The 11,619-nt window shown below is 33.5% G+C and carries 10 protein-coding genes; 8 read left to right on the top strand and 2 right to left on the bottom strand.

Annotated elements, in window-relative coordinates:
- Window positions 1–25: 25 nt before the first annotated feature.
- Entirely contained in the window at window positions 26–811 is a 786-nt protein-coding gene (locus DK442_RS20495) for a DUF805 domain-containing protein (protein WP_109437751.1), read from the bottom strand.
- A gap of 319 nt (window positions 812–1,130) precedes the next feature.
- Window positions 1,131–3,014, bottom strand: coding sequence for a PAS domain-containing protein (locus DK442_RS20490; protein WP_109437750.1), 1,884 nt, complete (start codon window positions 3,012–3,014; stop codon window positions 1,131–1,133).
- A 261-nt stretch (window positions 3,015–3,275) separates the two neighbouring features.
- Here DK442_RS20490 and DK442_RS20485 point away from each other — a divergent pair, with 261 nt between their 5' ends.
- The 8 genes from DK442_RS20485 to DK442_RS20450 all read left to right on the top strand — a co-directional run bounded on the left by DK442_RS20485 (window position 3,276) and on the right by DK442_RS20450 (window position 11,609).
- The gene (locus DK442_RS20485) at window positions 3,276–3,851 is read left to right on the top strand and encodes a Crp/Fnr family transcriptional regulator (RefSeq protein WP_109437749.1); all 576 of its coding nucleotides are present in this window, start codon (window positions 3,276–3,278) and stop codon (window positions 3,849–3,851) included.
- 174 nt (window positions 3,852–4,025) lie between these two features.
- The gene (locus tag DK442_RS20480; protein WP_109437748.1) at window positions 4,026–5,840 is read left to right on the top strand and encodes an acyl-CoA dehydrogenase; all 1,815 of its coding nucleotides are present in this window, start codon (window positions 4,026–4,028) and stop codon (window positions 5,838–5,840) included.
- A 34-nt stretch (window positions 5,841–5,874) separates the two neighbouring features.
- Entirely contained in the window at window positions 5,875–6,651 is a 777-nt protein-coding gene (locus tag DK442_RS20475) for an SDR family NAD(P)-dependent oxidoreductase (RefSeq protein ID WP_109437747.1), read from the top strand.
- 56 nt (window positions 6,652–6,707) lie between these two features.
- Window positions 6,708–7,931 carry an acyl-CoA dehydrogenase family protein gene (locus DK442_RS20470; protein ID WP_109437746.1) on the top strand — a complete coding sequence of 408 codons (1,224 nt, stop codon included), beginning with the start codon at window positions 6,708–6,710 and terminating at the stop codon, window positions 7,929–7,931.
- A 79-nt stretch (window positions 7,932–8,010) separates the two neighbouring features.
- Window positions 8,011–9,063, top strand: coding sequence for a phosphotransferase family protein (locus tag DK442_RS20465; RefSeq protein ID WP_109437745.1), 1,053 nt, complete (start codon window positions 8,011–8,013; stop codon window positions 9,061–9,063).
- Window positions 9,064–9,099: 36 nt separating this feature from the next.
- Window positions 9,100–9,759 carry a transglutaminase family protein gene (locus DK442_RS20460; protein ID WP_370444671.1) on the top strand — a complete coding sequence of 220 codons (660 nt, stop codon included), beginning with the start codon at window positions 9,100–9,102 and terminating at the stop codon, window positions 9,757–9,759.
- Between the two features lie 56 nt (window positions 9,760–9,815).
- Entirely contained in the window at window positions 9,816–10,571 is a 756-nt protein-coding gene (locus DK442_RS20455; RefSeq protein ID WP_109437744.1) for an SDR family NAD(P)-dependent oxidoreductase, read from the top strand.
- A 30-nt stretch (window positions 10,572–10,601) separates the two neighbouring features.
- Window positions 10,602–11,609 carry an NADP-dependent oxidoreductase gene (locus DK442_RS20450; RefSeq protein ID WP_109437743.1) on the top strand — a complete coding sequence of 336 codons (1,008 nt, stop codon included), beginning with the start codon at window positions 10,602–10,604 and terminating at the stop codon, window positions 11,607–11,609.
- The last annotated feature ends 10 nt before the right edge of the window (window positions 11,610–11,619 follow it).

Here is an 11,619-nt window from a genome sequence, read left to right as displayed (position 1 = left end):
AGAGTAGTATTTTGGTTTCAAATGTTCAATATTTTATAATTTCTGAATTGTTTCTTTCGTCATTACTAACTTCATTTTTAAAATATCGAGGATAGATCAAAAAAGGAATGTATGTGATTCCCGTAATTAGGAGTATAAGAAAGATTCCGGATACAATAGTATCAACACTGAAATCTAAATTTAGAAAGACCAAATTATATAGTTGAATAAGAACATAAATGATAATTGCGTACATCACTCTATGTCTAAAAAGATAAGGCTTTAAATTAGGTAAAGCACTTCTTTTATGACTAAGAACTAACAATAGGAAGTAACATGGTATAAAAGAGAATCCAATGAGTAATAACCGAATTCCTTCTAATTGTATGTAATTCTTAATAATTATAGCGAATAGAGTGTTAAGTAAAGCTATACATAATAATTCATTACCAATATCAAGGATAGTTCTGTTTTTGGGTAAGGCAACTTTAAATTGAAAAGGTTTTTTTGGAGTAGTAGGAATATGGTTTTCTTTTGGGTTATACCCATATCTATTATTTCCATCTTGTCCCTCTCCAAAAATCATGATCAGTCCATAAAAAGGAATTAATTGAAAAAAGCCACTACTACCTAGGTCATGACAACGTTTAGTTCCTTGTGCAATTATAAACCAATACCCAGGTAAAATAATTAAGAAGAATAAAGACTCTGCTTCATCAAAAACTTCAATTATCATTCCCATCATAAAAAAAGCAGCCAAAAATATAATATAACTCAAACCATATTCGAGTCTACGGATTCTTCCCGAGAAGGAAAAAGGATTTCTAAACATAAACTAAGAGCATTAGGTATATTGCGAATATAAAATTTTCTTTATAAACATAAAATCAACGAATTAGCTATTTACTTTTGATAAGGAGAACTTATAAAAGTATACAAGTATGTGTTGTAAAAGAATAAAATGTTACCATGCCTCTAATTTTATATGTACTGATTTTATAATTTTCTTTTCTAAAATATTTGAATTTCAATACATATGAATCTTTCTATTATGAAGTGACGGCTATAATATCCTTGAGTTATTACTTTTTTTGAAGGATAATTTAACCTAAAGTTTTTGAATTAAGTAGTACGGTTTTTTTAAGTATTATTCAATTTTTGGAAAAAGGGATAGTGAAGTAGAACGTAGAACCCATACCTTTTTTGCTTTCTAACCAAATTTTACCGTCCAACATTTCAACATAAGCTTTTGCAATTGATAATCCTATACCAGCACCTTCTAGAGCATAACGATCTTCTTCTTCTATATCTGCTTGAACGAACCGATCAAAAATTGCTTTTTGACGATTTTTAGCAATACCAATACCCGTGTCTTTTACATAAAAAAGTAAATTTTCACCTTCTTTTTGGTATCCTAATTCGACACCACCTTCACTAGTATACTTTATTGCGTTCTTCATCAAATTGTTTAAAATTGTATGAAGTTTTTCATTATCTGTATTGATACTGGCGTCTTCTGTCGATAGTCCATTGGATAGTGATAAAATAATACTTTTTTTATCTGTTAATGGTTTAAAGGCGGTATATAATTTATGAGTTTGTTCATTGATATTAATAGTATCAATAGATATTTTTACCTGACCGGCTTCTATTCTAGAAATATCAATAATATCTCTAATGATGTTTAGCATTCGGGCCCCACTTTCTTTGATTAAATCTAAGTAGAGTTGTTGTTCGTCACCAGATAATTTAGGTTCATTTAGTAGTTCTGCAAGACCGAGTATACCATTCATTGGTGTACGGATTTCATGGCTCATGTTTGCCAAAAAAGCAGATTTAAGCCTGTCACTTTCTTCTGCTTTATCTTTTAATCTGCTTAATTCGAGTTCATATAATTTAATCTCAGTGATATCGGTTATTGTTCCTACGTATCCAATAATTTGGTTATTCTCATTATATTCTGGAATCGCTTGGCCTAATACCCAAATAACAGAGCCATCAGGTTTAAGAAATCTATATTCTGCGTCAGAAGCTTCTCTTTTATCAGCAGCGTTATACCAGCCTTTTTTTAATTTTTTTCGATCATCAGGATGAACGGCATTTAACCATCCATCATCCAATGCATCTTTTTCCGATATTCCAGAGATATCGCACCATTTTGGATTTACAAACGTAGTTTTACCATCAGCAAGAGTCATAAAAATACCTACAGGGACAAGATTAGTTAATGTGTGATACCTACTTTCTGTAAGCTGAACGGCTTTTTCGGCTACCTCAAACTTCTGTTTATAAGTTAGAGAATGAAAAATATCTTTGAAAGTTATATAATTAGTTTGATACTCTTCTTTTTCAAAATATTTTAAATAAATCGTAAAAATGATACTATAAAAAATTGCCATGAAATTTTTGGAGGCGAGTCCAGAATATAAAATCTTTTCAATATCCTTAAAAAACCTAAATGATCCCAAGGTGAAAAAGATAGCATCAAAACTTAAGACCAACACCATTGTTATTAATATCCGAAAGAACAGATTTGAAGTACGTTTAGAGATATATTCAAACAAAAAAATAATCAATATAGAATCTAGATAAAGTATACCTGTCCCAATGAATAGTACAAGCACACTGGTATAGAAAAAATCAGTAGAAACGTCAAAAGGATTATAATTGTTAGCGCCTTCAATATTCATTCTAAAGGAAAGTAAAAGAAAGCACAACACAGCATTGGCAATAACTAAAGCATATATTAATTTTCTGGCAGTAATAGCATCTTCTTTGATGTAAATTAGCAGTATTGAAAAAAGTGTAGCAGAAAATAAAACCGATGAACCCGGTGAAACTACAATAAGATCTGATATTTCAAAATAGAGTGTACTTGCCAGAAAAACTTGTATAAATTGAAATAATCCTAGTGAAGTAAATAAAATCCCTAAGCCAATCATAGTTCGTAACCGAAACAGAAGTAAAATAAGGAAAGCAACAACAAACCCTTGAAATAGAAAAATTAATATTTGATAAAAATTAAGTGTATCCATAGGGGGTAAGCACTACATGGGATGGGGTATTTGATATCCTTCCTTATGCTGGTGCATATAGGTTTTAATTAGCTACCCTAAAGCTACGAACAATTGTTAAGTTTTTTTTACGGTAAAACCGTAAAATTGACTACACAGATAGAACGGTCTTATGTTAGGTTTTTAAACATTACTCTAATATTTAATTTATCTAATAGATTAGTAGTTTACTTTTGCAAATCAATAAATATTTTGTTCTTTCGTTGAAGAGATAATAATAATTTGGAAGACTTAAAAAAGAAAATAAGATCATTTACAGAGGTATGCGATTCTGATATGGAGTTTGGACTTCGGTTTTTTAGAAAGAAAACTTTTAAAAAAGGCGCGTTTCTATTAAAACCAGATCAATATATTGGAGATTTTTATTTTATGAAAGAAGGTTGTGTCTCTTATTATACAGTAGAACAGGGTACTACTAGAGTCATGGAGTTTTTTACCGAAGGCTATTTCTTTACTGATCTATATGCTTATATACAAGAAATTCCTTCTGTAGCTTATCTAGAAGCATTAGAAGATATCACGGTATATACCATTTCAAAAACAGATCAACAAAAGGTGTTTGATCATTCACATCAGCTAGAGCGTTTTGGTAGATTGTCAATGCAACGAACATTCGTAATTAATTTTCAGCGTATCAATCAACATAGAAACCTTACTAATCAGGAAAGATACTTGGAATTATTAAAAAAACGCCCTACACTTTTCCAAAGAGTCCCACAATATTTAATTGCCTCATACCTTGGACTAACACCAGTTGGACTTTCAAAAATAAGAAAGCGATTAAGCGAGAAAGGATAATTTTTTAGTTCATGAGGATTAAGATGGTCTTATTCGTAATAAAATATTAGATATGGTATAAAAAGTTAAGAGTATCTAAAATTTAATATTTATTAAACAGGTTTAATTAGAATTTCTTAAATATTACCGAACTTTAGTGAAGTATTAGTATTCAATTTCTAAAAACTTCACACAATGGCTAATGAATATATTGATATAGAAACGCTTAAGTATCTTTTATATGATGTACATGAGTTAGAAGATGTAGTAAGACAAGATCGCTTTAAAGATCATGATAAAGAATCTCTAAATATGTTTATAGACTCGGTTAAAGAGTTTTCTGATAGAGAATTATTTCCATATATCAAAGAGATGGATGAACATCCTGCCTATTATGAAGATGGTAAAGTTATCGTTCATAAGCAGGTGGATGTTATAATGAAAAAAGGAGGAGAAATGGGACTCATCTCTGGGACTTTTGATTATGATGCAGGTGGGTTACAATTGCCAATGATGGTGTATACAGCTTCGGCTTTTATTCAAGATGCTGCTAATAATCATTTACCAGGGTATCTTGGCCTCACTATAGGATCTGCTGAGTTAATTGTGCATTTTGGTAATGCTAATCTTAATGATACCTATGTGCCTAAGATGCTTTCTGGAGCGTGGGGAGGAACCATGTGTCTTACAGAACCACAAGCCGGAAGTTCTTTATCTGATGTTGTGACTAAAGCCATACCATCTGATAAAGGTCATTATAAGATTTCTGGACAAAAAATATTTATCTCTGGAGGAGACCATCAATATGCAGAAAATATGGTTCATTTGGTGTTGGCTAGAATAGAAGGAGCTCCTCAGGGAACCAAAGGAATATCATTATTTGTTGTTCCTAAAAAACGACCAGACAAAAACGGTGACCTTACACCAAATGATGTAACGACAGTGGCAGATTTTCAGAAAATGGGTCAACGAGGATATTGTACAACTCATCTTGGTTTTGGTGATAAAGATGATTGTCACGGTTGGTTGGTTGGAGAAGCGCATCAAGGATTAAAATATATGTTTATGATGATGAATGCAGCTCGAATAGCTGTCGGTAGAGGAGCTGCTGCGATTACAATGGCGGCATATCAAGCTTCATTACAATATGCAAAAGAGCGTCCGCAAGGAAGAAAATTAGCAAGCGATGGAAAGAAAAACCCAGAACAAGGACAAACCTTAATTATAAATCATCCAGATGTACGAAGGATGTTATTGTTACAAAAGGCTGTTGCAGAAGGTTCTCTAAGTTTGGTGCTTCTTGCTTCAAAGTATTTTGACCTTAAAGAAACACTTCAGGATAAAGACGAAAAAGAGAAATATGGATTACTATTAGAGTTGATTATTCCTATGGTAAAGACATATCCATCAGAAATGGGAGCACAAGCCGTATCTAATGGAGTACAAGTATTAGGAGGATATGGGTTTTGTTCAGATTTTATATTACAACAATACCATAGAGATATTCGTATATTTTCTATCTATGAAGGAACTACAGGAATTCAGTCACAAGATCTATTAGGTAGAAAACTACTTATGGAGAATGGTAAAGCTCTGAATTTATTAACTAATGAGATTATGCAAACCATAGAGCAGGCTTCTAAATATGATGAACTAAAGAAGTATGCTGCAAAACTTGGAGATAAATTACAATTGGCACAAAAAGTAATAGGGTTCTTAATAGGTTTTGCTCAAAAAGGAGATTATGAACGTTTCTTGTCTGATGCTACCCCCTTTATGGAATTCTTTAGTAATATAACAATGGGATGGGTATGGTTAGATATCGCATGTCATTCTAAAAATGCATTAATAACGGCTCAGAAAAAGTATACTGAGGAATTTTATGAAAGTAAGATTCATACTATGAAATTCTATTTTAAATATGAATTACCAAAAACTAATGGTCTTGCAGATATTCTTATGAATGAAGAAATTCTCACTATAGCAGGAGAGCAAGAAGTTTTTAATTAAGTCGTTTAATTTTTAAATACCATAATAACCCATAATGGATAGTATAAAAAAATCATTTCATCTAGAAGGGAAGGTAGCTATTATAACTGGTTCTAGTAAAGGAATAGGAAAAGCTATAGCACAAGGTTTGGCTGAGCATGGCGCTAAGGTCGTTATAAGTAGTAGAAGTCAGGATGCTGTAGATGAAGTTGCATCAGAATTTAAATCAGCAGGTTTAGAAGCAATAGGAATAGCATGTCATATAGGAAAAGCAGATCAAAGAGAGCATCTAATTCAAAAAACAACAACGCATTTTGGAGGTGTTGATATTTTGGTAAATAATGCTGCTATAAATCCGATATATGGACCTATTGAAGATGCAGAGGAAGGTGTTTTTGATAAGATTATGGATATTAATGTCAAAGCGCCATGGGCATTATCCAATTTGACCTTACCTTCTATGAAAGAAAGAGGAGGAGGGAGTATTATCAATATAGCCTCGGTAGAGGCCTTACATCCGGGCGCAGGCCTAGGGTTGTATAGTACCAGTAAAGCAGCTTTATTAATGTTGACAAAGAATCAAGCAAAAGAATGGGGACAATATGGTATTCGTGCAAATGTAATTTGTCCGGGACTGATTAAAACCAAATTTAGTGCAGCATTATGGCAAAATGAAAAATTGCTTCAAAAAATAGAAAAGACGTTACCTACTTCTCGGATGGGTATGCCAAATGAAATGTCGGGAATAGTATGTTTATTGGCTTCAGATGCTGGATCGTATATGACAGGTAGTGTTTATAATGCAGATGGAGGATATATGATAGCAGGCTGATTGCCAAATATTCTTTCTGAAAAAGAAGGATCTTACCCATTTAAATATTGTAAAGCATGAATTTCGAGTATTCAGAAAAAATAACCTCACTTCAACAAAAACTTACTGCTTTTTTTGAAGAGCACATTCTCCCAGTAGAAAAGGAAGTGAGCACTTTTGTTTATGACCCGAATAACCGTTGGCAACGTTGGTCAGGCATGAATGAATTAAAAATAAAGGCCAAGGAAGCTGGGTTATGGAATCTTTTTTTACCAAAAAATTATGGGAGCTTAAGTCCTGGTTTATCCAATTTAGAATATGCACCTTTGGCAGAAATCATGGGGCGCGTTCTATGGTCATCAGAAGTATTTAATTGTAATGCTCCTGATACAGGAAATATGGAAGTCTTGGCAAAATATGGTTCTTCTCATCAGCAAGAACAATGGTTAAAACCTTTAATGAACGGAGATATTCGCTCTGCTTTTCTGATGACAGAACCACAAGTGGCTTCTTCTGATGCTACAAATATTGAAACTTCAATCAGGCGAGATGGAAATGATTATGTGATTAATGGTCGTAAATGGTGGTCCTCGGGGGGGATGGACCCTCACTGTAAGATCGCTATTGTAATGGGAAAAACAGATCCGGAAGCAGCAAGGCATCAACAACAGAGTATGATTTTGGTTCCTATGGATACTCCTGGATTAAAAATTATTCGACCTCTATCTGTATTTGGATTTTATGATTCTCCAGAAGGACATGCCGAAATTTTACTTGAGAATGTAAGAGTGCCTAAAGAAAACCTGATTCTTGGTGAAGGAAGAGGTTTTGAGATTGCCCAGGGGCGTTTAGGGCCAGGTAGAATTCATCATTGTATGAGGTTGATAGGAATGGCACAAAGAGCTTTGGAGTTGATGTCAAAAAGAGCTTCAGAACGTATTGCTTTTGGTAAGACATTTAAAGATTATAGTAGTATACGCCAAGAGATTGCACTATCACAATGTGAAGTAGAACAGGCAAGATTATTGACTCTTTCTGCAGCTGATAAAATGGATAAAGCAGGAAATAAAGTATCAAAAGACTTAATTGCAATGATCAAAATTGTAGCACCCAATATGGCATTAAAAGTTATAGATAGAGCTATGCAAATTCATGGTGGTATGGGAGTTGGGCCTGATACTCCATTAGCACATTTCTTTGTAGCAGCACGTATGCTTCGCCTTGCAGACGGCCCTGATGAGGTGCATATGTATCAACTGGGTAAAAGTGTGATCAATACCTATGCAGAAAAGAAGATATAGATTTAAAATGATATACAAATAAAAAACCAAATTGTTAGTCTAAAGCAGCATATCGAATACCTTTAATTAATCTAACACAATGCAAAACGTACGTAAAGGAGAAGAATTAAACGAGAAAACGTTAAAAATGTTTCTTCAGAAAGAAGGGCTTATAGATAGTCATCAAAGCGATTGGCAAGTAACTCAATTTACACATGGGTATTCTAACCTTACTTATTTGCTACAAATTGAGAGTAAAGAATATGTACTACGTCGTCCTCCTTTTGGAGCCATAAAAAGAGGTCATGATATGGGACGTGAATTTAAAGTGCAATCGGGTATCTACGCGACTTTCCCCAAAGTTCCAAAAATGTTTGCATTTACTGATGATGAAAGTATTCTTGGAAGTCCATTCTATATTATGGAAAAAATAGATGGTATTATCCTTAATGTTAATGAAGCTAAAAAAAGAAATATTTCTCCAGATAGTTTTAAGACTATTGCAGATTCTTGGTTAGATACGTTTGTGGCACTTCATGCGATAGATTACAAAACTGTCGGACTTGAAGATCTTGGAAAACCTGATGGATATGTACAACGTCAGGTCTTGAATTGGGGGAAACAGTATCTAAAAGCAGCTACCGATGATGTTCCCGCAGCTGAAAAAGTAATGCGATGGATGGAGGAAAATCAGCCAAAAATATATCGACACAGTTTAGTTCATAATGATTTTAAGTATGATAATGTTGTTTTTAAAGATGATAGCTGGAAAGAAGTAATAGCAGTATTAGATTGGGAAATGGCTACCCTTGGTGACCCTTTAATGGACTTAGGAACTTCATTGGGGTATTGGACAATGGCAACAGATCATCCTTTTGTTCAGCAAGGAATTCCGTCACCAACAATTATGGATGGTAATCCAGGAAGAAGTGAGATTGTAGCACTATATATTCAAAAAAGTGGAAGAGATGTGGATCACTTAGTGTTTTACTATGTATTTGGCCTTTTTAAAATAGCAGTAATCGCACAACAGATTTATTACAGATATAACAAAGGTTTAACGACAGATCCTCGTTTTGCACAATTAAATAAGGCAGCCGAGTTACTTTGTAATCTAGCCTTACAAGCGATTCAGAAAAATAAAATAGATTAATAAGAATATTAACTTTATTGATGTTACAACCCTTAGATGAAGTTTAAAAAAGAAGAAGAAATGGATTATTTAGCTTCTACATATTATTTTGATTATGAAACTGATGAAATTCAGGAGCTAGTCAAAGAATTTAAAACTGGTACGTTAACTCCAAAAGAAAAAGCTATTGGACTATATCTTAAAATAAGAGATGAATGGAGGTATGATCCCTATCAGATAAGTCTTATAAAAGAAGGGTATATAGCAAGTAATATTGCACAAAGACCAAAAGGCCATTGTGTGGATAAATCTATCCTTTTGATAGCGTGTTTGAGAGCAGTAAAAATACCAGCAAGAATTCACCTGGCAAAAGTGAAAAACCATATCGGAGTAGAACGATTAATAGAAAAATTCGGAACAAATGAATTGACTCCTCACGGAATGGTAAATGTATTTCTTGATGGTAAATGGTTGAAAGTATCACCCGCTTTTAATAAAGCATTATGCAGAAAATGTAATGTAGCTCCTCTTGATTTTGATGGAGAAAATGACTCTATGTTTCAGGAATTCAATAACGCAGGAAATGTTTTTATGGAATATCTTGATGATTATGGCCATTTTGAAGATGTACCCCTTGATTTTATTTTTAATAATATGAAAGAACATTATCCTGCAATTATAGATCAATATGAAGGGTTAGAAGAGATTAAATTATAAAAGTATATTACTGTAAATGTTTAAATAAAAAGACTATTGATTTTAATTTTAAGGATATGGAAGTAAAAGATAAAATAGTAATTGTGACCGGTGCAGGTTCTGGTATTGGTGCTGCAACGGCTAAACATTTTGCCAAACATCAAGCTATAGTCGTAGTTTCTGATATTAAGGAAGAAAAAGCACAAAAAATTGCCAAAGAGATCCTTCAACAAGGAGGTGATGCAACAGTAATAGCAGCAAATGTAGCTCAGATTGATGAGGTAGAACAACTTATTACCAAAACCGTATCAAAATATGGACGATTAGACATAATGGTAAATAACGCCGGGATTGGCCCAAAACATATGACGAGAACAGCAGATTATACCTTAGAAGATTGGGATAGTGTGATTGCTGTGAACCAAACTGGAGTTTTTTATTGTATGAAATCAGCATTAAAACAGATGGTAAAGCAAGGAGGGGGAAACATTGTAAATATAGCCTCTTTAGCAGGTTTAAAAGCTTCGCTTAATAACCTGTCATATTGTGCAAGTAAATTTGCAGTGGTTGGTATGACAAAATCTGCTGCCTTAGAATATGCAACAAAGAATATCCGTATTAATGCTGTATGTCCTGGGTATACAGAATCTGCTTTATTAGATAAATTGCTTTCTGTTCGACCAGATATGGATCAACGATTAAAAAGTGTAATTCCAATGAAACGATATGGTCAAGCAGAGGAAATTGCTGATGCCGTGGTTTGGTTAGCTTCGGATAACACAAAATTTATTACAGGACAAACAATAACCTTAGACGGAGGAACTTCATTATAAAAATATACTTGACTAACTACAAAAGAAAAAATTATGAATAAACAATTGATATTTAAGAAACGCCCAGTAGGTCTTCCTGCTTCTGATACTTGGGAATTACAATCTAATCCCATTCCAGAGCTTAAAGAAGGAGAAGTGCTTATTCAGCAACATTATGTATCGTTAGATCCGGCGATGCGTGGTTGGATGAATGATGCCAAATCATATATAGAACCTATACAAATTGATGATGTTATGAGAGCTGGCTCTGTGGGTAAAGTTATTAAAGTAAATAATCACCCAAAGTACAAAGAAGGAGATTATTTAACTGGTTGGGGTGGTGTACAGCAATATGTAGTAACGAATGGTGAGAATTGGTACCCTGTAGATTCAAATTTAGCTCCTTTGCCTATGTATATAGGGACGTTGGGAATGCCAGGAATGACAGCATATTTTGGAATTTTGGAGGCAGGGAAAATTAAAGAAGGTGATATTGTATTGGTTTCAGGAGCGGCAGGAGCTGTTGGAAGTATTGTTGGGCAGATTGCTAAAATAAAAGGATGCCGTGTTATTGGTATTGCAGGAGGTAAAGAAAAATGTAAATATCTTATTGATGAGTTGGGGTTTGATAGTGCTATTGATTATAAATCAGAGAATATATACGAAGCCCTAAAACGTGAATGTCCAAAAGGGCTTGATGTGTATTTTGATAATGTTGGAGGAGAAATTTTAGATGCAGCTTTAAGTCGATTACGTCTTAATGCTCGTGTTATTATCTGTGGGGCTATTTCGCAATATAATAATAAAGAAGCTATAAAAGGACCAGCGAATTATTTATCATTATTGGTTAATCGTGCAACTATGCAAGGGATATTAGTAATGGATTATGCTAAAGATTATGCTAAAGCCGCTATGCAAATGGGAGGATGGATTGCACAAGGAAAATTAAAAAGTAAAGAAGATATTTATGATGGTATAGAAAACTTTCATGAAACGTTTTTGCGATTGTTTTCTGGAGATAAGAAAGGGAAATTAGTATTAAAGGTAATTGAAGAATAGAGGTTATAAA

Origin of the sequence: Aquimarina sp. AU119, assembly GCF_900312735.1 — a bacterium.
GTDB classification, from domain to species: Bacteria; Bacteroidota; Bacteroidia; order Flavobacteriales; family Flavobacteriaceae; genus Aquimarina; species Aquimarina algiphila.
The sequence above is the reverse complement of the archived record's forward strand: the minus strand, read 5'-3'. Positions and strand labels throughout refer to the sequence as shown.

Coding starts and splice junctions, on each gene's coding strand:
- DK442_RS20495 (WP_109437751.1), bottom strand. CDS start 811: ATGTTTAGAAATCCTTTTTCCTTCTCGGGAAGAATCCGTAGACTCGAA.
- DK442_RS20490 (WP_109437750.1), bottom strand. CDS start 3,014: ATGGATACACTTAATTTTTATCAAATATTAATTTTTCTATTTCAAGGG.
- DK442_RS20480 (WP_109437748.1), top strand. CDS start 4,026: ATGGCTAATGAATATATTGATATAGAAACGCTTAAGTATCTTTTATAT.
- DK442_RS20475 (WP_109437747.1), top strand. CDS start 5,875: ATGGATAGTATAAAAAAATCATTTCATCTAGAAGGGAAGGTAGCTATT.
- DK442_RS20470 (WP_109437746.1), top strand. CDS start 6,708: ATGAATTTCGAGTATTCAGAAAAAATAACCTCACTTCAACAAAAACTT.
- DK442_RS20465 (WP_109437745.1), top strand. CDS start 8,011: ATGCAAAACGTACGTAAAGGAGAAGAATTAAACGAGAAAACGTTAAAA.
- DK442_RS20460 (WP_370444671.1), top strand. CDS start 9,100: ATGAAGTTTAAAAAAGAAGAAGAAATGGATTATTTAGCTTCTACATAT.
- DK442_RS20455 (WP_109437744.1), top strand. CDS start 9,816: ATGGAAGTAAAAGATAAAATAGTAATTGTGACCGGTGCAGGTTCTGGT.